The organism is Mesorhizobium sp. B1-1-1 (assembly GCF_006442955.1).
Taxonomy (GTDB): Bacteria; Pseudomonadota; Alphaproteobacteria; order Rhizobiales; family Rhizobiaceae; genus Mesorhizobium.
In genome coordinates, this window is sequence record NZ_VFWW01000018.1 from 42604 (window position 1) to 65997 (window position 23394).

Here is a 23394-nt window from a genome sequence, read left to right on the forward strand (position 1 = left end):
AGAGAAATCAGATGTTCAGGAAAATGGTTTTCAGCGCCGTTTCGGTGCTTGCAATGGCCACCGGCGCGGCGCATGCCGCCGATATGAAGGAATTCCGCGTCGGCATCCTCGGCGGCGAGAACGAAACCGACCGGCTGCGCAACTACCAGTGCCTGGCCGATCACCTGAAGGCTGAATTCGGCTTCGAGAAGGTCTCGCTGTTCCCGGCCGCCGACTATGACGGCGTCATCCAGGGCCTGCTCGGCGGCACGCTCGACTTCGCCGAACTCGGCGCTTCCGGCTATGCCAGCGTCGTCCTCAAGGATCCCAAGGCGGTAACCCCGATCCTCACCACCCAGCAGACCGACGGCGCGACCGGCTACTATTCGATCGGCCTGGCGCTGAAGTCCTCCGGCATCACCGACATCAAGTCGGCCAAGGGCAAGAAGCTCGGCTACGCCGATCCGGATTCGACCTCCGGCTACCTGATCCCGCTGACGCAGATTCCGAAGGACACGGGCGCGTCGAACGAGACCTTCTTCGCCTCGACCCAGTTCAATGGCGGCCATGAGAACAATGTGCTCGCCGTGCGAGACGGCAAGGTCGACGTGGCCGTGGACGATTCCTCCGGCATCGGCGACTTCAAGGACGGCTACACCTCCGGCACCTTCCACAAGGAAGTCGCCAAGGGCGCCGTCGACCCCAACGACTTCGTCGAGGTCTGGCGCTCGGGCCTGATCCCGAACGGTCCGCTGGTCGTGCGCACGGCGCTCGGCGACGAGATGACGGCCAAGCTGGCGGCCTTCTTCACCGACCTGCCCAAGAAGGACAAGGCTTGCTTCGAAGGCGTCGAAGGCGGTGATTTTACCGGCTACGTTCCGGTGAAGGCGGATTTCTATAACGTCATCGTCGAAGCCCGTAAGGCAGCCATCGGCGGCTAAAGGCAGAAGTCAGGAAGGGCGGCGTCGAGAAAACGCCGCCCTTCTTGCATCTCCGACCATGACCCTTTCCCTGACAGCTCCTTCCGGCGCCACGCACCAGATGGCCGACGCCTGGCGTCGCCAGACCTCCTTGCGCCGGCTCTACACCGCCATCGGCGTCGGCCTGCTGTTGGTCGCACTCGGCGGCACCATGTGGTTCGCCGACGATGCCAATGCCGGACACTTCTTCGACCGGCTTCCGCACATACTGGATTTCCTGAGCTGGCTCGTTCCCAAGGACTGGAACGATGTCTGGCGGGCGCTGTTCGACATCGCCTCCCCGCATGACACCGGCACGCAGGAATTCAACTTTCCGCTCGGCCGCGCCTATGTCTGGGGCGGCTTCTACATCCCCGAATATTTCGAGCTGATGCTGACCACGCTTAACGTGGCGCTGGTCTCGACATTTATCGGTTTCGTCTTCGCCGTGCCGTTCTCCTTCATCGCGGCGCGCAACCTGACGCCGCATCCGCTGCTGCGGCTTGTCGTCAAGCGCTTCATGGAACTGCTGCGGGCTTTTCCCGAGATCGTCATCGCCGGCCTGTTCGCGGCCATCGTCTCGATAGGTCCGATCGCCGCCATCATCGCCATCGGTCTGCATTCGATCGGCGCGTTGGGCAAGCTGTTCTATGAGATCAACGAGAACATCGACATGCGCGCCGAGGAAGGCCTGCGGGCCGTCGGCGCCAACTGGTTCGAACGGGTACGCTTTGCCGGCCTGCCGCAGGTGCTGCCCAATTTCATGTCCTATACGCTGCTCAGGATCGAGATCAACGTGCGCATCTCCACCATCATGGGCGCGGTCGGCGGCGGCGGCATCGGCGAGGAGCTGAAGCTGTCGATCTCGCGCGGCTTCGGCGCCAAGACGATAGCCTTGGTGCTGCTCCTGTTCACGACCATCTTCATCGTCGACCAGTTCTCCGCCTGGCTGCGCCGCAAGCTGGTCGGCGAACAGGCCTTTGTGATGAGCGCCTGATCATGACCGCCGCCGAAATCCAGTCGATCGAGGAACGCTTCCCGCAAGTGTTCCGCCGGCCGTTCCACAAGCGTTTCGGGCCGCTGCTGCTGCTTGGCGGCATCTTGCTCTACCTGCTCTACGCGCTGTGGTTCTTCAATCTGCCGCAAGTGCTGCGGGAATCGCATTGGGAGCGGCTGCCGCTGTTCCTGACCCAGTGGATCAGTTACGACGTGCAGCCGATCTTCCGCCTCGACGAGCCGCAGATAACGGCCAAATACCCCCGCTTTTCCGTACTCGGCCCCAATCCCCACCCGGATTGGGTCAAGACCAACGCCGACGGTTCGGTGACGGTCCTGATCGACGGCACGGCGAAGTCGGTCACCTTCGACAAGGCACGAGCAACGATCGTCGCCGCTGGGACGAGCGTGGCGGTGGCGCTGGACAGCGGCAAGCCGCTGGTCTCGGGACCTGTTCCCGACTGGGTCACCGTGCATGAGGATGAGGTCGTCGCCGACATGGGCTTCGCCGGCGAGGTCCGCGTCGCCCCCGATCGCGTCAGGATCCGCAAGCGCTTTCTCGGCTGGGCGAACTTCGTCTTCGACACACGCTCGCCCTTCTTCGGAAAATCCGCCGGCGAGGTGGTGTCACTGATCACGTCGGGCCCCGAGCTGAAAGCGGGCACCTCCAATCTGGCGCTCGCCGGCAACAACATCTGGAACAATGCGCAGTGGCAGCATGGCGATGTCTGGACAAAGCTGTTGCAGACCATCGTCATGGCCTTTCTCGGCACCGCGCTCGGCGGCATCGTCGCCTTCCCGCTCGCCTTCTTCGCCGCCCGCAACATCACCCCCAACCGGCTGGTAAACCAGCTGCTCAAGCGCTTCTTCGACTTCATGCGCTCCATCGATATGCTGATCTGGGCACTGTTCTTCACGCGCGCCTTCGGACCGGGTCCGCTGGCCGGCAGCGCCGCGATCTTCTTCACCGAGATCGGCACGCTCGGCAAAACCTATTCCGAGGCGCTGGAGAACATCGATGACAAGCCGCGCGAAGGTGTTGTGTCGACAGGCGCCAACCGTCTTCTGGTGCAGCGCTACGGCGTACTGCCGGAAGTGGTGCCGGTGTTCATCAGCCAGACGCTCTATCAGTGGGAATCCAACACCAGGGGCGCAACCATTATCGGCGCCGTCGGCGCCGGCGGCATCGGCCTGAAACTGTGGGAAGCGATGCGCACCAATTCGAACTGGGCCAACGTCTTCTACATGGTGCTGCTGACGCTGGTCGTGGTCTTCATCTTCGACAACATTTCCAATTTCCTGCGCCGCAGGCTGAGCCGGACGATTCACGACTACAACAGGTTGCAGGCCGAGCAGGGCTAACCTTGTGACGCATAAGCACGGGCATCGTATGGTGCCGCGCCAAGGATCGACCCCCACTCCGTCGAGCTGCGCTCGACACCTCTCCCCCGATCGACGGGGGAGAGGAATGGCGCCAGGCCGTCCTGGCTGACGCCTGTCGCCCTAGGCCGAGGCTTCTTTCTATCCGCCAAAGGTCGCCGACGCAGGTCTTGTTCGCGTCACTATCGCCCGACCAAGGCACCTAGGCGGCCTTCTTCCACCCGTTCTTGATATGCTTATATCCATCCCGATAAACCGCTTCCGGGCTCTCGGAAAAATCGCGCCACACCTTGGTCGCCGCCGCGAGATCCTTCAGCGAACGTCCAAACGCCTCGATCGTCAGCCAGTCGTCGTAGCCGCTCTTGCGGATGGCCGAGAATGTTTCCTTCCAGGGGATGTTGCCGCGCCCCGGCACGCCGCGATCGTTCTCCGATATATGGATATGCACGACATTCCTGCGATGCTTCGTATAGGCGCCGATCGGGTCTGCCTCCTCGATATTGGCGTGGAAGGTGTCGTACATCGCCTTGATGTGCGGCCGGTCGATGGCATCGATATGCTCCGACAGGTCGGCCATCGTGTTGAGGAGATAGCATTCGAAGCGGTTGAGCGCCTCGAGCCCGATGGTGACGTTCCGCTTGCCGGCATGATCGCCGATGGCGCGCTGCGAGGCGACGGAGCGTTTCTTCTCGGCCGCGGTCGGGCCGGACCCGGAAAAGGCGCCGAGCGTCGAATGCAAGGGGCCGCTCAGCGTTCTGGCGCCGAGGGCGTCTGCGCAATCGATCGCCCATTTCATGTAGTCGACACCGGCCTTGCGCGTTGCCGCATCGGCCGAGATCAGGTTCATCGCCGGATCGCCCATCGCTGAAACGGCGGTCCGTTCAAGCCCTATGCGATCGAGCAGCTCGCCGAGTTTCCTGTAGTCGTCCGGCATACCGGCAAAGATCGGTATCTCGACGCCGTCGAAGCCGGTGGCCTTGATGTCGCGAAGCAATGGCTCGTGCTTCTTCGATACGGCCGTCGTCCACAAGAACATGCACATGCCGATTTTCATCGACGCCCCTCCCCAAAATGATCCCCCGCGAGGTCAATTTAAAGTTTCGTCCACGCTCCATTCTTCTTCGACGATTTCACGCAGGCCTCGATGAAGGCCATGCCCTCGACGCCGTCCTGAATGGTCGGGAACACGACGTCCTTGGCAGGTTTGCCGCCCTTGCGCCGCGCGGCGCGGATGGCGCGTGCGGCCTCCTGGTAGATGTTGGCGAAGCCTTCGAGATAGCCTTCGGGATGACCGGAGGGAACGCGGCTGACACGGCCCGCCACCGGCAGCGCGCCGGCGCCGTTGCGGGTGATCAGCTGCTTGGGCTGGCCGAACGGCGTATACCAGAGATAGTTCGGGTCGGCCTGCACCCATTCCAGCCCACCCTTCGAGCCATAGATGCGCAGCTTCAGCCCGTTCTCATGGCCGGGCGCCACCTGGCTTGCCCAGATCATGCCTTTTGCCGCATGCGTCTTGCCGACCGGCTTGAAGCGCAGCATGACGTTGACATTGTCGTCGAGCTGCCGTCCCGGCACGAAGGCGTCGAGATCGGCCGACAGAGTGTCGAGTTCCAGCCCGGAGACAAAGCGCGCAAGATTGTAGGCATGCGTGCCGATGTCGCCGAGCGCGCCGCCGGCGCCGGCCTGCTTGGGGTCGGAACGCCACGCCGCCTGTTTTTGACCGGTGGCGGCAAGGTCCTCCGTCAGCCAGTCCTGCGGATATTCCGACTGCACGATGCGGATGTCGCCGAGCACGCCCTTGGCCACCATCTCGCGCGCCTGGCGGATCATCGGATAGGCGGTGTAATTGTGGGTCAGCACGAACACCTTGCCGGTCTTCTCGACGATCGCCGCGAGCTTCTTTGCCTCGGCCAGCGTCGTCGCCAGCGGCTTGTCGCAGATGACATGGATGCCGGCTTCAAGAAACGCCCTGGCCGCCGGCACATGCACATTGTTCGGAGTGACGATGGCCACCGCCTCGATGCCATCCGGGCGCTTGGCCTCGGCCTTGGCCATCTCGGCATAGGACGCGTAGCTGCGCGAAGGGTCGAGCCCGAGCTCGGCGGCAGAGGCCTTGGCGCGCGCCGGATCGGACGACAGCGCGCCGGCGACCAGCACGAACTCATTGTCCATGCGCGCCGCGATCCGGTGCACCGCGCCGATGAAAGCGCCTTGCCCGCCACCGACCATGCCATAGCGGATCGGGCCGCCTCCCGTTTCCGACTTCGATGCACCGACCATGTCGTCTCCCTCGTGTCTGAGATACCTCCCCCTCGAGGGAGAGGGAAAACCCGCGCTAGATTCCCATCATGGCGCGCAGCACCTTCTTATCCGTGGCACCGCCGGCGAAATCGTCGAACGCCTTCTCCGTCACCCGGATGATGTGGTGCTGGATGAAGGGCGCGCCTTCGGCCGCGCCATCTTCCGGATGCTTCAGGCAGCACTCCCACTCCAGCACCGCCCAGGAATCATAATTGTACTGCGTCAGCTTGGAGAAGATGCCGCCGAAATCCACTTGTCCGTCGCCGAGCGAGCGGAAGCGGCCGGCGCGGTTCGTCCAGCTCTGGTAGCCGGAATAAACGCCTTGCCGCCCGGTCGGATTGAACTCGGCGTCCTTGACGTGGAAGGCCTTGATGCGCTCGTGGTAGATGTCGATGAATTCGAGATAGTCGAGCTGCTGCAACAGGAAGTGCGACGGATCGTAATTGATGTTGCAGCGCTTGTGGCCGCCGACCGCGTCGAGGAACATCTCGAACGTCGCCCCGTCGAACACATCCTCGCCGGGATGGATTTCGTAGCCGACGTCGACGCCATTGTCCTCATAGACATCGAGGATCGGCTTCCAGCGCTTGCCTAGTTCTGCGAACGCCTCTTCGATCAATCCGGCCGGCCGCTGTGGCCAGGGATAGAGGTAGGGGAAAGCCAGAGCGCCGCTGAAGCTCACCGAGACGTCGAGCCCGAGATTGCGCGACGCCTTGGCCCCGAACTGCATCTGTTCGACCGCCCATTGTTGCCGCGCTTTGGGGTTGTTGTGCACCGAAGCCGGCGCAAAGCCGTCGAATTGCGCGTCATAGGCCGGATGCACCGCCACCAATTGCCCCTGCAGATGCGTCGATAGTTCGGTGATGTCGACGCCGGCGTCGGCACAGATGCCCTTCACCTCGTCGCAATAGGCCTTGGAAGACGCAGCCTTCTGGAGGTCGAACAAGCGCGCGTCCCAGGTCGGGATCTGCACGCCTTTATAGCCGAGGCCGGCCGCCCATTTTGTGATCGATGCAAGCGAATTGAACGGCGCTGCATCGCCCGCGAACTGCGCCAGGAACAGTCCAGGGCCCTTCATCGTCGTCGGCATCGGCATCCTCCCTCATTGTTCGCGACCGAGCATAGCGCTGATTGAAGACAGGGCCAGCCACTTTGGTCTGTTCTCAACGGTCACTTGCATGCATTGTCATTCTGGTATTACCAAACGTGGCGATTTGGTCAAGCCTTGCCTCTCACATTCAGAGCCCTCCACCGTGCCACGGGAGGGCAGCATAGTCCAATATAATCAATGGAGTAATCCAGACATCAAGTTGCCATCGCACAGTTCTTGCCGCGCGTGGGAAATTGCTGTAGACCTCGTCTTGGGCCCAATTGGTCGAACCAGTTTGCGAAGAAATGCTGGAACGCCTTGGGGAGGAACCGTCCGTCACATCCGGTGACGGCATGTTGCAGGCGAACCATTAGGGACGATCCGGGAAGGACAGACCATGCATCTTTCGACGCACAACTGGATGCGCGCGGAACCGTTGGAGACGACGCTCAAGCGCATCAAGAAATTCGGCTATGAGTCGATCGAGATTTCCGGCGAGCCCGACCAATACAAGACCAAGGAGACGCGCGCGCTCCTGAAGGAGCACGGCATACGCTGCTGGGGCGCCGTGACCTTGATGCTGGGCGAACGCAACCTTGCCGCCCGGGACCAGGGCCAGCGCGAGCGCTCCGTGCAATACGTCAAGGACGTGTTGACCATGGTCAGCGAACTCGACGGCGAGATCATCACGCTGGTTCCCGCGACCGTCGGCAAGGTCGTGCCGGACGGCACCGAGGAAGAGGAATGGAAGTGGGTGGTCGATGCCACCAGGGAGTGCTTCACCCACGCCAAGAAGGTCGGCGTCAAGATCGCGGTCGAGCCGCTCAACCGTTTCGAGACCTACCTGTTCAATCGCGGCGCCCAGGCCCTGGCATTGGCCGACGCTGTCAGCCCGGAATGTGGCGTCTGCCTGGACGCCTACCACATCCATATGGAGGAATTTAACGTCTACGACGCGATCCGTAAGGTCGGAAAGCGCCTGTTCGACTTCCATGTCGCCGACAACAACCGCTTCGCCGCAGGCCTTGGCCAGATCGACTGGCCGAAGATCGTGGCGACCTTGCGGGAGGTCGGCTATGACGGGGCGCTGACCAACGAGTTCGTCGCGCCTGTCGACCGCACACCGGCCGCGCCCTACCCCGACATGGTCGAACGCCACCCGGTCGACATCTCGCCCGAGCAGCTCAAATTCATCCAGGATCACGGCTCCAGCGTGCTGACGGAAAAGTTCTACACCGACCAGATGCGGATCACTGCCGAAACGTTGCTGCCGCTGATCAAGTAGCCGATCCGATTGGGAATGAGCCCTCCCGCCATCCGGCGGCAGGGCCGGGGAAGACCATGCGCATCAAAAGCGTCCAGGCCTGGTGGATTCGCATACCGATCGAGGCGGCCAAGCAGCACCGCAGCGATTTCGGTCAGGTGACGACCTTCGACGCCGCCATCCTGCGCATCGAAACCGATGACGGGCTGGTCGGCTGGGGCGAAGGCAAGAACGCCGCCGGCAGCGCCGGCAGCTATGGTGCGCTCGTCCATATGCTGAACCGCGAGGTCGGGCCGCAGCTCGTCGGCCGCGATCCGGCCGATATCGGCATCATCTGGGAAATGCTCTACAACGGCGTGCGCCACGACAGCGCGGCGCGCGCCGGCCATGCCATGCCGCAGCTGGCGCGGCGCGGCATGAGCGTGGCCGCCATCAGCGCCGTCGACATCGCGCTCTGGGACATACTGGGCAAATCGCTCGGGCAGCCGGTCTGGCGGCTGATCGGTGGGCGCAAGCTCGATCGCATGCCAGCCTACGCCTCGGGTGGCTGGGCGTCCGCCGACGCGATCGGCGACCAGCTCAAATCCTATGTCGCCAAGGGCGGCTTCAAGGCGCTGAAGATGCGCATCGGCGCCATGGATGGCGCCGCGCATGTGTCGGCCGCTCGCGTTCGCGCCGCCCGTGAGGCGCTCGGCCCCGACGTCGAGTTGATGGTCGACGCCCATGGCACCTATACGGTGGCGGAGGCCAAGCGTTTCATCCATCTCGCCGGCGATCTCGACCTTGCCTGGTTCGAGGAGCCGGTGATCGCCGACGACAAGTCCGGCCTTGCCGAAGTCCGTGCCTCCGGCGCCATACCGATCGCCACCGGGGAAAGCGATGCGACCCGCTATGCCTTCCGCGACCTCGCCGTGCTCAAGGCCGCCGACATCTTCCAGCCCGATCCCGCCTTCTGCGGCGGCATCAGCGAGGCCATGAAGATCGGAACCATCGCCAGTGCCTTCAACCTGCGCTTTGCGCCGCATCTATGGGCCGGCGCGCCCTGCTTCTTCGCCGGGCTGCATGTCTGCGCCGCCTCGCCGTCGAGCTTCACCGTCGAATACTCGCTCGGTGCCAATCCGATGATCCACGACCTTGTCGAAGAGACTGTCGAAGCCAGGGACGGTATGATAGCGATCCCCGAAAAACCCGGATTGGGATTCACCATTTCGGAGCGATTCCTGGAGGCGCACGCGCAACGCAATTGACGATGAAAGAAAACAACCTTCTCGCGGAGCTTGCCGCCTATCTGTTCTCCCATTCCGACAAGGAGACGGGCCGAACCCCGTCGGAACGCGAACTGGCGGAGCATTTCGGCGTCAGCCGCGGCCAGATCCGCGAAGCGCTGGCCATTCTCGAGGCCATGCGCATCGTCGAGCGCAGGGCCAAGTCCGGCATCTATATCGACACCAAGCAGGCCAGCGTCGAGGCGCTGGCGCTGTTCGCGCGCGCCGGCCTGCCGCTCGATCCCTTGCAGATCTACGAGACGGTCGAATTGCGCAAGATCCATGAGATCAAGGCGGCCGAACTTGCATGCTCGCGTGCCACCGAGGAGAATTTCGAACGGCTGCGCGAGATCCTGAAGGCCTCGGAAGAACGCATCGCGGCAGGCGAAGGCCTCGCCAAGGAGGACCGCGAATTCCATCTCGAGATCGTGCGCGCCACCAAGAATGGCGTCTTCCACAACATCTGCAGCGTTTACTATTTGATGGGCGAGCAGCGCCTACCGATCTACTTCAACGATCCGGAGCGCAGCGTGCGCTCGCATGCCGAACACATCCAGATATACGAGGCGCTGCTGCGGCGCGACGGCAATCTCGCCCAGGCGCTGATGAGCGCCCACCTGCAGGGCGCGGAAAGCTACTGGAAGGGGCTGATCGAAGGCCTCGGGGCGGCGCCGCAAAACCCGACGCTCGAACAGGCCTGACGGGGATGACGCGCATCCTGTCGACGCACAGACTGCATCCGCGCGCCGCGGCCATGCTGGCGGGGGCGGGTGAGCTTGTCGTCGCCTCGGCCATCGATCCGGGCACGCTGGCCGCCGAGGCGAGGAATGCCGACATCGTCATTGTGCGCGCGCCCCTGCCGCCCCTGCTGTTCGAGGGTGCCACCAGGTTGCGGGCAGCGATCCGCCATGGCGCCGGGCTCGACATGATCCCGATGGAAGCAGCGACCGCGGCAGGTGTGCTGGTCGCCAACGTGCCGGCGGTCAACGCACGCTCGGTGGCCGAGCATGTGATGTTTGCAGCCCTCGCCCTGCTTCGGCAGTTTCGTGTCGTCGACCGCGACCTGCGCGCCAAGGGCTGGCTTGCCGGTCGCGAGCACGCCAATTCCAACATCGAGCTCGCCGGCAAGACGATCGGCATCGTCGGTCTCGGCGCCGTCGGACAGGCCGTTGGCCATATCGCCGCGCATGGGTTCGACCTGAAAGTGGTCGCAACGACCCGCAGCATGCAGCCGGCGCCGGACAAGGTCGGCTTCCTGTCGATCGACGCGCTGGTCGAGCAGAGCGACATCATCGTCCTGTGCTGTCCGCTGACGCCGGAAACGCGCGGCCTGATCAGCCGCGAACGCATATCGCGCATGAAACCCAACGCGCTGCTGATCAACGTGTCGCGCGGGCCCGTCGTCGATGACGACGCGCTGATCGAGGCCTTGCGGGAGCGCCGCATCGGCGGTGCCGCGCTCGACGTGTTCTCGACGCAGCCGCTGCCACCGGATCATCCCTATTTCAGCTTCGACAATGTCGTCATCACCCCGCACATGGCCGGCATCACCGAGGAATCGATGATGCGCATGGGCGTTGGCGCGGCCGGCGAGGCCCTGCTGGTCCTGGCAGGCAAATTGCCGGTCAATCTGCGCAACCCGGAAGTGGTCGGGCATTATCGGCGACGGTTTCCCGCCGACAGCTAGACCATCGCCGTTTCGCCCCAATTCTTCGCGACGCTGGAGCCATGTCCGTTCTCCGCCTCGCATTCCTGTGCCTTGCCACCACTTCAGCGGGCCTGCTGCCCTCGCTCGCCGCGGCCGAAAGCAGCTATGTCTATTGCGACAACGGGCTGCGCTGCTTCAAGGCTCCCTGCCCATCGAACAGCGTGCTCGACCTCGCCACCGGCAAGATCATCAAAGGCGTGTCGATCGACACCGGCGGATTGCCGACGAAGGACAAGGCGATGGTCGAGGCGTCGGATGCGCTCTCTGCCGGCAAGATTGTCGTCAGGGGATCGATCGAGCGACGCACCCAGACCATCACCGGCAAGCAATACAGCCTGCCGTGGCTGATCGCGACGGCCGTCGAGCGCGCCGCCAAGGACAGCGAACGCAAGCACTGCTCTTCACACTGACATTCGGTTCAGTCCCGATCAGCCGCCCAGCAATCTCTCCACTTCAGCGGCGATGCTCAGCAGACGGCGGTCGTGGCCGTGGCGCGCCACCAGCATCAAGCCGGCCGGCAGCGCCATGCCTGGTATCGGCAGCGAGATCGCGCAGAGATCGAACTGGTTGGCCACCTGCGTGTTGCGCAGCAGCAGGCCCTCCGTGCGATCGCGCAGACCGGCATCTTGCGCCAGGGAGACGATGGTCGGCGCTGTCACCGGCGTGGTTGGCAGGGCCAGCACATCGACCGACGTCAGCCGCTCATCCATGGCGGCGGCCAGCACGGCACGGCGACGCAGTGCCCTGATGTAAACCGGGGTCGGCAGCATTGCCGCCCGCGACAAGGGTCCGCTCACATGCGGGTCAACCGGCACCGGAGAGCCCGCCGCCAGCCAGTCTGCATGCACTTCGGCCCCTTCCATCGCGGCGATCGAACCGCGTTTTGTGACCGCGCGAAGGTCGGCGATCAGGTCGTCGATCGACAGGTCCGCGACCCGTGCGCCGGCCTGCTCGATCTTGCCGAGGCAGCGCTCGAACGCTGCTGCCACCGCGCCTTCAGTCTCTCCGAAAAGCACGCCGCGCGGGAGACCGATGCGCAGCCCCGCAAGGGCGAGTGGCGCAGGCAGCGCCAAGTCCTCGCCCGCCATCACCGCATCGGCCGCGGCGCATTGCGCCACGGTGCGGGCGAGCGGGCCGACCGAGTCCAGCGTGGCCGACAGTGGAAAGGCGCCTGTGAGCGGCACCCGCCGCGCCGTCGGCTTGAAGCCGACGACGCCGTTAAGTGCCGCCGGAATACGGATCGACCCGCCAGTGTCGGAACCGATGGAGATTTCGCTCGTCCCCTCGCCGACGGAAACGCCGGCGCCGGAGGAAGAGCCGCCGGGAATGCGGTCGGCATCGGTCGCGTTGCCAGGCGTGCCATAGTGCTGGTTGTCGCCGATGGCGGTAAAGGCGAACTCGGTCATGTTGGTCTTGCCGATGATCACCGCGCCGGCTTGCCGCAGCCGGCGCACAATCATGGCGTCGCCAATTGCCGGCGCAGCATCCTTGAGCAGCAGTGATCCGGCCGTGGTCGCCTCGCCGCAGACATCGAACAGGTCCTTGATCGAAATGATCGTTCCGTCGAGCGGTCCGAGCCTCACGCCGGCCCTCCGCCGCGCGTCGGCGGCATCGGCTGCGGCTCGCGCGGCTTCGATATAGAGTTTCGTGAACACACGTTCTTCACCGGCACGGGCGGCGAGACGCGCAAGGGTAGTTTCCAGGTGATCGCGGACGGATTGCATCTTCGGTGTCGGACTCCGGACCTCTGGGACGTCTTAAGCTTAGCAGCCGGCGCGTGGCGTGCCGAGACTTAACCCGGCGCGGGCGGTTTTGCACCCCTGGCGGACGCAAGGAAGAGAACGATGCTCTACAAAGGCAGCTGTCATTGCGGCAAGGTCGCCTTCGAGTTCGAGGCGGAACTGACCGGAGCCGTGCGGTGCAATTGCTCGATCTGCTCGCGCAAGGGCGCCTTGCTGTGCGCCGTTCCGCATCAGGCGCTGCGGGTGCTGGCCTGGAGCGACGAGATCGGCACCTACACATTCGGCAACCACGCCATCGCGCACCGCTTCTGTCGCACCTGCGGCATCCATCCTTTCGCCGAGGATGTGCGCGAGGGGAGTGAACGCAGCGCCTACATCAACGTCAACTGTGTCACCGATGTCGATCCGTCCGCCTTGTCGATCTTCGACTTCGATGGGCGTTCAGCCTGAGTTTCGCCGGCAGCCTGCCGCGTCTGCCTGTCAGCGACGCCGCCATCGCAAAGGCAACGGCCCGAGAACCATGATGGTTCTCGGGCCGTTGCGCAAGTCAGGGATGCTTGTCGGGAGAGCCTACTCGGCGCGTTTTGGGCCGAGCAGAAACACCACGACTGCCGCCAGCAAAGTCGCCACGCCGCAATAGGCGAAGGCACTGGCGACGCCGGCATGATCGACCAGCAGGCCGCCAAAGACGGCGCCGAGCGCAATCGCCACCTGGAAGGTGGAGACCATCAGGCCGCCGGCGCTCTCGGCTTGATCGGGCGCGGCCCGCACCAGCCATGTCTGCAGCCCGACCGGCACCGCGCCGAAGGCAAAGCCCCAGGCCGCCACGGCGGCGGCGGCGATCGCCGGCGAGGCGCCGAAGACCAGCATCAAGGCGGCGGCCACTGCGATCAGCAGGGGTGCCAGCGCGACGGCGGCCTTGAGATTGCGTTCGGCCAGGATGCCGCCGGCGATATTGCCGAAGAAGCCGCCTATGCCATAGGCCAGGAGCACCAGCGAGATTGTCTCGATGCCGAGCATCGGGATCTTCTCGAGGAAGGGGCGCACATAGGTGAAGCCGGCAAAGTGCCCCGAAGCGACCAGCAGCACGACCAGCAGCGCCACCCTGATCGACGGGCGCTCCAGCACCTCGAGCAAGGTGCGGAAACTTGCCACGCCCATCGGCGGCAGTTTCGGAATGGTGGCCACCTGCACCAACAACGCCAGCGCGGCGACGACCGTGGCGATCATGAAAGCCGTGCGCCAGCCCCAGATATCACCGACATAGGCGCCGACAGGGGCGGCGGTGACGGTGGCCAGCGAAACGCCGGTCAGGATGATCGACATGGCGCGTGGCATCAACCGCATCGGCACCAGCCGCAACGCCATGGCCGCCGACATAGCCCAGAAGCCGCCGAGCGCAACGCCGAGCACGACGCGGGCAAGCAGAAGCATGGGCAGCGACAAGGCAAAGGCGGCCAAAAGGTTCGAGGCGATCAGAAACGCGGTCAGCATCCACATCACCAGCCTGCGGTCCATGCGCCGTGTTATGATCGCCATCGTGGGAGCGGCAATGGCGCCGACGATCGCGGTCGCGGTGACCGCCTGTCCCGCAACGCCTTCGCTGACGCCGAGATCGCTCGCCATCGGCGTCAACAGGCTGGCGGGCAGGAATTCCGCCGTAACGAGACCGAAAACACCAAGCGCCAGCGAGACGACGGCGCCCCATGCCGGCTCTGTTCGTTCCTCCTGATCGACAGTGTTCAATAGGGCGGCGTCGACGACGCCCGTCGCGGGTTCGGCCATGGTCAGTCTCCGATGAAGTTGCAGCGCAACATTTGGCTGCACTGCAACATAGGGAGTGACGGCCTGGAGTTTCCATGCTAGAAACACCATTATGTTTGACCGTTCGTCCAAAATTCCGACCACTGGCGATCCGCTGACAGACATATTGCGCGGGCTGCGTCTCGACGGTGTCGACTACGCCCGTTGCGAAATGCGGGAGCCTTGGGGCATCCAGTTTCCGGCCCAAGCAGCGGCGCGATTCCACTTCATCGGCCGCAAGGGCTGCTGGCTGATGCAGCCCTCGGGCGAGTGGGTCGAGCTCAAGGCGGGCGACGCGGCACTGCTGCCGCGTGGCGCAGCGCATGTGCTGGCAAGCGAACCGGGCACCAAGGCTTGGCCGATCCAGGGCTACGCGGCCGAAGAAGTCTGCAAGAACGTCTATTGCATGTCCAATGAAGCCATGTGCCCCGATGGTCGCTGTCCGGGCACGCTGCTGTTTTTCGGCAGCATGTACTTCAACATCGATGGCCTGCATCCCCTGCTCGGCATGATGCCTGATGTCATGCGCGCGCATGAACTCGAAGCTTATGAGCCGGGTATTCCGCATCTCCTGGACTCGATGGCGCGTGAAGTGACGATGGAGCGTGTCGGCTCCGGCGGCATTCTGGCGCGGCTCGCCGACGTCCTTGCCGCCACCGTGATCCGCTCATGGGTCGAGCGCGGCTGCGGCGATTCCAGCGGTTGGATCGCGGCGGTCAGGGACCCGGACATCGGGCGCGTTCTGGCCGCCATCCATCTCGAGCCGGACCGTGACTGGACCGTCGAGGCGCTCGCCAGGATGATGGGCGCCTCGCGATCGGGCTTTGCCGAGCGTTTTGCCACCATTGTCGGCGAGACGCCGGCCAGGTACGTCACCCAGGTGCGCATGCACCAGGCCCGACAATGGCTGGTGCGCGATCGCCAGAAGATTTCCGTCGTCGCCACACGGCTGGGCTATGAGTCGGACGCCGCCTTCAGCCGGGCCTTCAAGCGCGTCATCGGCTCGGCTCCCAGCCACCTGCGTGCCGAGGAACATGCTGAGATCCGCCAGGCCGGCTGAAGCGCCAGGCCGTGACTCCAGGCCGGAGCAATTCCGTCCGGAATTGCCCGAAGAGATACAGCAGTTCAGCGTTTCCGTGGGACGCTGAACTGCTGTAGGAATCGCCATGGACTTGACCTCGCCCAACGACACTGTGCCGACCCCGGGGGGTGCGTTGACCGAGATGTTGCGCGCGCTGCGCCTCGAGGGCGTCGACTATGGCCGCTGCGAACTGGGCGCGCCTTGGGCCGTGCTCTTTCCGGTGCAGAAGGCGGCGCGGTTTCACTTCATCGGCCGTGCCGGATGCTGGCTGCTTTCGCCACCAGGCGAATGGATGGAACTGAAAGCCGGCGATGCATTGCTGTTGCCGCGCGGCGCCGAGCATATCCTCGCCAGCGCACCCGGCGTACAAGCCGAACCGCTCGAAAGCTACAGCGTCGAGCCCCTGCAGGACAATGTCTACGCCGTCTCGAACGGCGGCCATGGTGCAAAAACGCTGCTGTTCTGCGGCAGCATGCACTTCAACCACGATGGCTCGCATCCACTGCTGGCCATGATGCCGGATATGCTGCGCGCGAAGAAGCTGATGGCCGGCGAGCCAGGCATCCCGCATTTGCTGGAAGCCATGGCCGACGAGGCGACGAGGAACCGGGCCGGCTCCGGCATGATGCTGGCGCGGCTGGCCGATGTATTGGCCGCAGCCATCATCCGCTCCTGGGTGGAGAACAGCGCCGGTGACATCACGGGTTGGATCGCGGCGATCAAGGATCGGGACATCGGCCGCGTGCTGGTCGCCATTCATCGGCAGCCTGACAGGAACTGGACCGTCGAAGCGCTGGCCCGCGAGATGGGCGCCTCACGGTCGGCTTTTGCCGAACGTTTCACGGCCGTCGTCGGAGAGACGCCGGCAAAATATGTCGCCGGGGTGCGCATGCATCAGGCAAGACGGTGGCTCGAGGAAGAAGGGATGCGGGTGTCGGTGATCGCCGCCAGATTGGGCTATGATTCGGAAGCGTCGTTCAGCCGGGCCTTCAAGCGCATCGTCGGCAGCGCGCCCAGCCATTTGCGCGCCGCGGGCGGCGGCTCGGGAAAAGGCTAAATCAACGCTGTTTGCAGTGGCGATTTCCGGCCTGGATGAATTGCCAAGTGTTCCGGACAGAATGCCATTCCCGGTTTGGCCATTTGCAATAGCTTGTCATCCAACAGACGAGCGCCGGCGGCAAGTCGGCCCGAAGAGGAGAAGCGATGCCAAATCACTTAAAAATCCTGACGCTGGCTGCAATGCTCACTATCCCCGGCCGTGCCTTCGCCCTTGAGGACAGCTATCTGCCGGCCAGCAAGATTCCCTATGTTTCCGAGGCGCCGGACCAGCCGCAGCGCCTCGGTCCGCTATGGGGAGAAAGGGCCAAGGGCCCCGCGGGAACCTTGCTGAAAGTCCCGGGCAACTGGCGCGCTCCTGTTCACGCGCACACCGCCGATTATCGCGCCGTGCTGATCCAGGGCCTATGGGCGCACTGGCAGATGGAAGGCGGCGAGGCGAGCAAGGTCGAACTGCCTCCCGGATCCTACTGGACCCAGAAGGCCAATGAGATGCATGACGACGCCTGCCTCTCGGACACGGAATGCGTGATCCTGCTGATCAACACCGAGCCCTATGAGACCTACCTGCCGAAGTAGAGGTGCGGGACGGCTGTCCGGCCGACATTGCTGCGGGGGCTCAGAACTCGGGTTGACAAGACCTGACCACAGCCGGTCCCGCTGTGCCAGTTTCCCATGATAGGAATTTTTTCTTGACTGGGTGAAGGCAACTATGGTAGATATTTGGTTATGGTGCTGAGTTGCGCCAGGGACCCGCCGCACAGGCGGGTTTTTCCGTTCAATGCTTCATCAACAGCGCACCGACGAAGGCTCCGGAGGGACCCGTTAACCCGGATTCCTTGCCCTGCCGCAAGGCGGGCTTTTTGTTTAGGGCGCTGTCCGGAACATCGCATTCGCGATATTCGCCTCATCCGGCGTGCCGCAAACTCACGCCGCTGCCCTTGTCGAACAGCACCACCTTGTCCGGATTCCAGGCAAAGCGCACCGGCTGCTCGATCGCGACATCGGTCCGCGCCGGCACCGTGGCGCGCAGCGTGGTCTCGCCCACGCGCAGCGTCAGGATCTTTTCCACGCCATGGTTTTCGACGTCGTGGACGCGCGCCTCGACCGGCGCACCGCTCTCGAGATAGACGTCCTCGGGGCGGATGCCGAAGACGAGCGGGCGACCGTCGGTCGCCGCACTCGCCTTGGCTCCCCCTGAAAGCGGCAATTCGAAATTCAGCGGCGCCATGACCGCACGATCGTTGACCACCCTGCCGTCGATGAGGTTCATCGGCGGCGAGCCCACGAAGCTCGCCACATAGGTGTCGCGCGGATTGTTGTAGATCTCATGTGGCGTGCCGGTCTGGACGATGCGGCCATGGTTGAGCACGCCCACCTTGTCGCCCATGGACATCGCCTCGATCTGGTCGTGGGTGACGAACAGGAAGGTGGCGCCGAGCTGCATCTGCAGGTTCTTCAGTTCCGTGCGCAGCGCCTCGCGCAGCTTGGCGTCGAGCGCCGACAGCGGCTCGTCCATCAGGAACACGCGCGGCTTGCGCACGATGGCCCGGCCGATCGAGACGCGCTGCATCTCGCCGCCCGACAGCCGGTCGGTCTTGCGGTCGAGCAGATGCTCGATCCTGAGCGTCCGCGCCGCGCGCTCGACGCGGTCCTTGATTTCGGCGTCGGGCAGCCGCCGGATCTTCGGCTTCAGCGGGAATTCGAGGTTTTCGCGCACCGTATAGCGCGGGTAGAGCGAATATTGCTGTAGCACCAGCGCCACGTCGCGCTCCGCGGCGCCCCAGTCGGCAACGTCGATGCCGTCGATGAAGACCTGGCCCTCGCTCGGCTTTTCCAGTCCGGCGATCAGCCGCAGCGTCGTTGTCTTGCCCGCGCCCGTCTCGCCGAGCAGGACGAAGAACTCGCCATCGGCGATGTCGAGGTCGAGCCCGGTCAGGGCCGTGTGATTGCCGAACGTCTTGGAGATGTTCTTGAGCTGGATATGGGCCATCAGAGTCTCACTCCGAGCGACTTGCCGCTCGCCGCGTCGAAGAAATGCGCCTGTGTCGGATCGATCCTGGCGAACACCCTCTCGCCGGGACCTGAAATGAAGCCGCTCTTGGTGCGGGCGCGCAGCATCTTGGAGCCGACTTTCAGGTCGACGATGTCGAACGAGCCGAGCGGCTCGACGATCTGCGTCTCGACCGCCATGAAGCCCTCCGCCGCCTCACGGCTGATGAGGACGCCTTCCGGCCTGATGCCGAGTGCCAGCCGGCCGCCCGCATGGCCGTTCAGCTTCGACAGGAGCGCGCGCGGGAATTCGAAACCGGTTGGCGCATCGCCCACCGTCACCGAGGCCGACGAGGCTTTTTCGGCCACCGCCGCGTCGGCCACGTTCATCACCGGACTGCCGACGAATTGCGCGACGAAGAGGTTGGCCGGGTGCGAATAGACCTCGTCGGGGGAGCCGACCTGCTGGAGAACCCCCTCATGCATGATGACGATGCGATCGGCGAGGCTCATCGCCTCGATCTGGTCATGGGTGACGTAGATGGTGGTCGAGCCTTGCTTGATGTGCAGCCGCTTGATCTCGGCCCGCATCTCCTCGCGCAGCTTGGCGTCGAGCGCGCCGATCGGCTCGTCCATCAGCATCGCTTTCGGCCGCCGCACCAGTGCCCGGCCGATCGCCACGCGCTGCATGTCGCCGCCCGACAGCGCCGACGGTTTCTTGCCGAGCAGGTCCGTGATTTGCAGCGTCTTGGCGACCGAGCGAACTTCCTGGTCGATTTCGCTCTTGCTCTTTCGCGTGGCGCGCAAGGGAAAGGCGATGTTCTCGTAGACGCTCATATGCGGGTACAGCGAGAACGACTGGAAGACCATGGCGATGTCGCGATCGGCGGCCTTCAGATGCTGGATGGGCTTGCCGTCGATGAGGATGTCGCCCTCGTCGATCGTCTCCAGCCCGGCAATGGCGCGCAGCGTCGTCGTCTTGCCGCAGCCCGACTGACCGAGCAGCACGATGAACTCGTTGTCTTCGATCTTGAGGTTGAGGTCCTTGATGACCTGGACGGCGCCGAAGAACTTCTGGACGCCGCGAAGCTCGATCTGGGTCAATGCTGCGCTCCCGGATTTCGCTGCGGATCGCCTGACTGGCCGGTTCCGGCTTCCTCTTGCGGTGCGATCTTGGAGGTGATGTTGAAGCCGATCAGGCCGATCAGGATGATGGTCAGCCCATAGCTGTGCAGCAGCAAGTTCCAGGGCTGGCAGAGCGCAACGATGCCGAGCACCATCAGCACCTGGCTGCCTGGTTCCAGATATTTCTGGTTGATGGCGCGAAAGCTCATTTGCGGATCGCTCCGAAGGACATGCCGCGCAACAGGTGATTACGAAGCAGGAAGGTGAAGATGGCGACAGGAAGCAGGAACAGGAAAGTGCCGGCGGCGATCACCGTCCAGTCCGGCAGCCCGGAGCCGACCTGGCTCGGGATGAACGGCGGTGCGGTCTGGGCGCGGCGATTGGTCATGATCAGCGCGAAGGCATATTCGTTCCATGCCGTGATGAAGCAGAACACGGCCGTCGCGGCGATGCCGGTGGCGGCTTCGGGCAGCACGATCTTGAAGAAGGCTTCCATGCGCGTATAGCCGTCGACGAGCGCCGCTTCCTCGTACTCCTTCGGGATCTCGTCCATGAAGCCCTTCATCAGCCAAACCGAGAAGGACAGGTTGAAGGCGGTGTAGAGGATGATCAGCCCGATATGGGAATCGTTGAGGCCGACCGCCCGGTACATCAGGAACATCGGGATCGCCACCACCACGGGCGGCAGCATGCGGGTCGAGAGGATGAAGAACAAAAGGTCCGCCTCGCCTTTGACCCTGAAGCGCGAGAAGCCATAGGCGGTGAATGTACCCATGCCGACCGCCAGCACCGTCGAGGTGATCGCGACGATCAGCGAATTCATGAAACGGTTCGGATAGCCCGACCATTGCACCTGGCCCTTGCCGTCGCGCACGATCTTTTCGCCGCCGTCGAAGACGACGCGTTCCCACCAGGGCGCCGCCGCGTATTCTTCCGGCGAAGGCGGGCTGCGCAATTGCGAGCGCTTGGTGAACAGCTTCACGAAGGGCGATATCTCCGGCTGGAACACGACCGTCGGCGGGATGGTGGTGGCAAGATTGCGCGGCTTGAACGCCGTCGAGGCGATCCAGTAAATCGGCGCCAGGAAGATCACTGTCGCCACCAGCACGGCGACGATTGCGACGCGGTTGAGGGCGATCTCGGAAGAAGTGCGGACGGCGGCCATCTCAGCGCTCCTTCACTTTGTTGAGATATTTGACGTAGATGTTGGTGATGGCCAGCACCATGATCAGCACGATGTAGGCGAGCGCGCAGGAGCGCCCGGTCTGCCATTCCTGGAACGCCATCTTGTAGAGCCGGATCGAGATCAGTTCAGCCGTCGGCTGGGTGGTCAGGATGTAGGCCAGATCGAAGGTCTTGAACGCTTCCATGGTGCGGAAGATGACGGCGATCATCAGGATCGGCGCGACCAGCGGCAAGGTGATGCGGAAGAAGGTGTAGAACGGACCGGCGCGGTCGATAGCGGCGGCTTCGTAGAGGTGCTTCGGCACCGCCGAGAGGCCGGCCAGCGACAGCAGCATGACGAAGGGCGACCACATCCAGATGTCGGTCAGCGCCACCGCGTAGAGTGCCATCTTGGGGTCGGCCAGCCACTCGAAATTGCCAAGCCCAAGCGCATAGTTGATGACGCCCCATGACGGATCGTAGAGCAGTTTCCAGAACAGGCCGACGACGGCCATCGACAGCATCATCGGCAGCAGCAGCAGGGTCGTCAGCAGCCCCTTCAGCGGGATGTCGCGGTTGAGCAGCATCGCCACGCCGAAGCCGACCAGCAACTGTCCGGCGACCGAGATGATCACGTATTTGGCGGTGATGGCGAAGTTGGACCAGACATAGGGGTCGCTGAGCAGGTCGCGGTAGTTCTGCAACCCGACGAAATTCGCCGGCGCGTTGGTCGAGGCGCGGAAATCGGTGAAGGAATAGCCGAGCGAATAGATCAGCGGAAAGATGTTGAAGACGATCAGGAACAGGATCGTCGGGATGATGAAAAGATTGCGGATCGAAATATCGCTAAGGCCACGCGCGGCCGCGCGTGAAGATCTGTCCAGCGTGGTGATCATCGTGGTCGCCAAGACCCTGCTCCCGCTTGAAGAAAAAGAAACGGAGGAGGCATGAGCGCCCCCTCCGTGGGACATGAACGATTATTGGCCGCGGCCGTATTTCTTAAAAGTCGCGTTCCAGTCGGCGGCCAGTGCGTCGAGCGTTTCCTTGGCGGTGCCTTCGCCGCCGATCATGTAGGGATAGACGCGCTGGTTGAGCTGCTGGAGCAGTTCGGCATATTCCGGCACCGCCCAGAAATCCTTCACCTTGAACATGGTCTCGTAGAAGGCCTTGTTGTAGGGCGTCGCATTCTGGAACTCTTCGGACTTGAGCACGGCTGCGCTGCAGGTGTAGCCGCCGAGTGCCGCCCACTTCTTCTGGGTCTCGTCCTTGATGAACCATTCGAGGAACTTCATCGCCTCGTCCTGCTTCTGCGAGTAGGAGACGACGGAGATGCCCTGGCCACCGAGTGCGGCGAACTGGTCGCCGTTCGGCCCGGGAGGATTGGCGAAGAAGCCGGTGTTCTTGGCGTTCGGGTTCGACGCCTCGTTGATCAGCGAGGGGAAGAACGCGAAGTAGTTCATGCTCATCGCGGCCAGGTTTTCGGTGATCGCCTGGTTGTCCTCGACGAAGAACGACTTGGCCCAGCCCGGAGGCGTGAACTTGTAGAGCTCCTTATAGGCGTCGAGTGCGGCGACAGCCTTATCGGAGTTGATGAAACCGTCGACCTTGTAGGTCGAATAGTCACCCAGTTCGCCGCCATAGGAGAACAGCGCGTTCTCGAAGCCCATCGCCATCGCGTCATAGGAATTGTCGGTGTAGATGGCGATGCCGTATCTCTTCTGGTCCGGCCGGTGGAAGAATTCGGCGATGTCGCGCAGCGCCTTGAAATCCTTCGGCACGTCGAGGTCGTAGCCGTATTTGGCCTTGAAGGCTTCCTTCTCCTTCGGATCCTCGAACCAGTCCTTGCGATAGGACCAGCCGACGGCGTCGCCTTCGAGCGGGATGGCCCAGTACTTGCCGCTGTTGCCGGGATATTCGGCGTAGTACTTCACTGTCGCCGGCGCCATCACCTCGCCGAGCTTGTGCTTGTTGAAGAAGTCGGTGAGGTCGACATAATGGCCACCGGTCGAGCCGGCGCCGAGCCACTGCGAGTCGCCGACGACCAGGTCGTAGGCATCGCCATGAGCGTTGAACTCGGTGAAGGCCTTGGTCTGGAAGTCGGCCCAGGGCGTGGTCTCCACCGTGATCTTGACGCCGGTTTCCTTCTCGTACTCGTTGCCGAGTTCCTGGAGGTAGTTGGCAGGATCCCATTCCGCCCAGAAGATGGTGAGCGATTTGTCCTGGGCGTAGACGGATGTTCCGCAGGCAAGTGTCAAGCCGATACCAGCAAGCAAGCTGGTCACTATCTTGCGCATGATGTTTCCTCCCTTGTGCGCATTCTACCGTATCAAGCGAACCGGCAAACGGGGCCGGCCCTGGTAGTTCCTCCCTTGGTCGCGCCTTCCGGTTTGGAGCCTCCTCGCCCGTCCGGAAATGGATCGCAGCCCTCACTTTCGATCCGCTTTTCTCCTTTGATCTGGTATTACCAATTTTGAAGCTCCGTCAAGCCC

The 23394-nt window shown here is 63.5% G+C and carries 23 protein-coding genes; 12 read left to right on the plus strand and 11 right to left on the minus strand.

Features of this window, described 5'->3' with window-relative positions; genetic code table 11:
- Positions 1-11: 11 nt before the first annotated feature.
- The 3 genes from phnD to phnE (FJ986_RS28485) are packed head-to-tail and all read left to right on the plus strand — an operon-like array spanning position 12 to position 3296.
- Entirely contained in the window at positions 12-920 is a 909-nt protein-coding gene (phnD, locus tag FJ986_RS28475; protein WP_140500369.1) for a phosphonate ABC transporter substrate-binding protein, read from the plus strand.
- A 58-nt stretch (positions 921-978) separates the two neighbouring features.
- Positions 979-1935, plus strand: coding sequence for a phosphonate ABC transporter, permease protein PhnE (gene phnE / locus FJ986_RS28480; protein WP_140513796.1), 957 nt, complete (start codon positions 979-981; stop codon positions 1933-1935).
- Between the two features lie 2 nt (positions 1936-1937).
- A complete protein-coding gene (phnE, locus tag FJ986_RS28485; protein ID WP_140513797.1) occupies positions 1938-3296 on the plus strand; it encodes a phosphonate ABC transporter, permease protein PhnE in 1359 nt (452 codons plus the stop codon).
- Positions 3297-3516: 220 nt separating this feature from the next.
- Here the strand turns inward: phnE (FJ986_RS28485) and FJ986_RS28490 are convergent, their stop codons facing one another.
- From FJ986_RS28490 to FJ986_RS28500, 3 genes are read right to left on the minus strand one after another with little or no spacing between them, the layout of a single operon-like run.
- Positions 3517-4368 (minus strand): sugar phosphate isomerase/epimerase, encoded by an 852-nt coding sequence (locus FJ986_RS28490; protein WP_140676621.1) that lies wholly within the window; start codon positions 4366-4368, stop codon positions 3517-3519.
- Between the two features lie 38 nt (positions 4369-4406).
- The gene (locus tag FJ986_RS28495; protein WP_140500376.1) at positions 4407-5594 is read right to left on the minus strand and encodes a Gfo/Idh/MocA family oxidoreductase; all 1188 of its coding nucleotides are present in this window, start codon (positions 5592-5594) and stop codon (positions 4407-4409) included.
- A gap of 55 nt (positions 5595-5649) precedes the next feature.
- Positions 5650-6705, minus strand: coding sequence for a sugar phosphate isomerase/epimerase (locus tag FJ986_RS28500; RefSeq protein ID WP_140676624.1), 1056 nt, complete (start codon positions 6703-6705; stop codon positions 5650-5652).
- 397 nt (positions 6706-7102) lie between these two features.
- On the opposite strand from FJ986_RS28500, the gene FJ986_RS28505 reads away from it, so the two are divergent.
- Genes FJ986_RS28505 through FJ986_RS28525 form a run of 5 tightly spaced genes read left to right on the plus strand, consistent with a single transcriptional unit; the run spans position 7103 to position 11352 of the window.
- The gene (locus tag FJ986_RS28505; protein ID WP_140513800.1) at positions 7103-7990 is read left to right on the plus strand and encodes a sugar phosphate isomerase/epimerase; all 888 of its coding nucleotides are present in this window, start codon (positions 7103-7105) and stop codon (positions 7988-7990) included.
- 56 nt (positions 7991-8046) lie between these two features.
- On the plus strand, positions 8047-9216 hold the full coding sequence (locus FJ986_RS28510) for a mandelate racemase/muconate lactonizing enzyme family protein (protein ID WP_140584110.1): 1170 nt from the start codon (positions 8047-8049) through the stop codon (positions 9214-9216).
- A 2-nt stretch (positions 9217-9218) separates the two neighbouring features.
- Positions 9219-9935 carry a FadR/GntR family transcriptional regulator gene (locus FJ986_RS28515; RefSeq protein WP_140513801.1) on the plus strand — a complete coding sequence of 239 codons (717 nt, stop codon included), beginning with the start codon at positions 9219-9221 and terminating at the stop codon, positions 9933-9935.
- 5 nt (positions 9936-9940) lie between these two features.
- On the plus strand, positions 9941-10921 hold the full coding sequence (locus FJ986_RS28520; protein WP_140500385.1) for a hydroxyacid dehydrogenase: 981 nt from the start codon (positions 9941-9943) through the stop codon (positions 10919-10921).
- Between the two features lie 41 nt (positions 10922-10962).
- Positions 10963-11352: a hypothetical protein gene (locus FJ986_RS28525; protein ID WP_140500387.1), complete on the plus strand. Its 390-nt coding sequence runs from the start codon at positions 10963-10965 to the stop codon at positions 11350-11352.
- A gap of 18 nt (positions 11353-11370) precedes the next feature.
- Here FJ986_RS28525 and FJ986_RS28530 read toward each other — a convergent pair whose 3' ends face one another.
- Positions 11371-12666 carry an amidase gene (locus FJ986_RS28530; RefSeq protein WP_140500389.1) on the minus strand — a complete coding sequence of 432 codons (1296 nt, stop codon included), beginning with the start codon at positions 12664-12666 and terminating at the stop codon, positions 11371-11373.
- Positions 12667-12786: 120 nt separating this feature from the next.
- Here FJ986_RS28530 and FJ986_RS28535 point away from each other — a divergent pair, with 120 nt between their 5' ends.
- Positions 12787-13134 carry a GFA family protein gene (locus tag FJ986_RS28535; RefSeq protein WP_140676627.1) on the plus strand — a complete coding sequence of 116 codons (348 nt, stop codon included), beginning with the start codon at positions 12787-12789 and terminating at the stop codon, positions 13132-13134.
- A gap of 120 nt (positions 13135-13254) precedes the next feature.
- Here the strand turns inward: FJ986_RS28535 and FJ986_RS28540 are convergent, their stop codons facing one another.
- Positions 13255-14469 carry an MFS transporter gene (locus FJ986_RS28540; protein ID WP_140676630.1) on the minus strand — a complete coding sequence of 405 codons (1215 nt, stop codon included), beginning with the start codon at positions 14467-14469 and terminating at the stop codon, positions 13255-13257.
- Positions 14470-14560: 91 nt separating this feature from the next.
- On the opposite strand from FJ986_RS28540, the gene FJ986_RS28545 reads away from it, so the two are divergent.
- The 3 genes from FJ986_RS28545 (at position 14561) to FJ986_RS28555 (ending at position 17203) form a co-directional block, all read left to right on the plus strand.
- Complete coding sequence (locus FJ986_RS28545; protein WP_140500395.1) at positions 14561-15547, plus strand: AraC family transcriptional regulator; 987 nt, start codon at positions 14561-14563, stop codon at positions 15545-15547.
- A 106-nt stretch (positions 15548-15653) separates the two neighbouring features.
- A complete protein-coding gene (locus tag FJ986_RS28550; protein WP_140676633.1) occupies positions 15654-16625 on the plus strand; it encodes an AraC family transcriptional regulator in 972 nt (323 codons plus the stop codon).
- Positions 16626-16771: 146 nt separating this feature from the next.
- Positions 16772-17203, plus strand: a complete 432-nt coding sequence (locus FJ986_RS28555; protein ID WP_140676636.1) for a DUF4437 domain-containing protein — start codon at positions 16772-16774, stop codon at positions 17201-17203.
- Between the two features lie 328 nt (positions 17204-17531).
- Here the strand turns inward: FJ986_RS28555 and FJ986_RS28560 are convergent, their stop codons facing one another.
- The 6 genes from FJ986_RS28560 to FJ986_RS28585 all read right to left on the minus strand — a co-directional run bounded on the left by FJ986_RS28560 (position 17532) and on the right by FJ986_RS28585 (position 23199).
- Positions 17532-18617, minus strand: a complete 1086-nt coding sequence (locus FJ986_RS28560; protein WP_140676639.1) for an ABC transporter ATP-binding protein — start codon at positions 18615-18617, stop codon at positions 17532-17534.
- Complete coding sequence (locus tag FJ986_RS28565; protein ID WP_140500402.1) at positions 18617-19720, minus strand: ABC transporter ATP-binding protein; 1104 nt, start codon at positions 19718-19720, stop codon at positions 18617-18619. Before FJ986_RS28565 ends, FJ986_RS28560 begins: the two co-directional genes overlap by 1 nt.
- Positions 19717-19950, minus strand: coding sequence for a hypothetical protein (locus tag FJ986_RS28570; RefSeq protein WP_140513808.1), 234 nt, complete (start codon positions 19948-19950; stop codon positions 19717-19719). The genes FJ986_RS28565 and FJ986_RS28570 overlap by 4 nt, the downstream gene beginning before the upstream one ends.
- Positions 19947-20906, minus strand: a complete 960-nt coding sequence (locus FJ986_RS28575) for a carbohydrate ABC transporter permease (RefSeq protein WP_140500406.1) — start codon at positions 20904-20906, stop codon at positions 19947-19949. The genes FJ986_RS28570 and FJ986_RS28575 overlap by 4 nt, the downstream gene beginning before the upstream one ends.
- 1 nt (position 20907) lies before the next feature.
- Positions 20908-21813 (minus strand): sugar ABC transporter permease, encoded by a 906-nt coding sequence (locus FJ986_RS28580; RefSeq protein ID WP_140500408.1) that lies wholly within the window; start codon positions 21811-21813, stop codon positions 20908-20910.
- Between the two features lie 69 nt (positions 21814-21882).
- Positions 21883-23199 (minus strand): ABC transporter substrate-binding protein, encoded by a 1317-nt coding sequence (locus FJ986_RS28585; protein WP_140500410.1) that lies wholly within the window; start codon positions 23197-23199, stop codon positions 21883-21885.
- Positions 23200-23394: the final 195 nt, after the last annotated feature.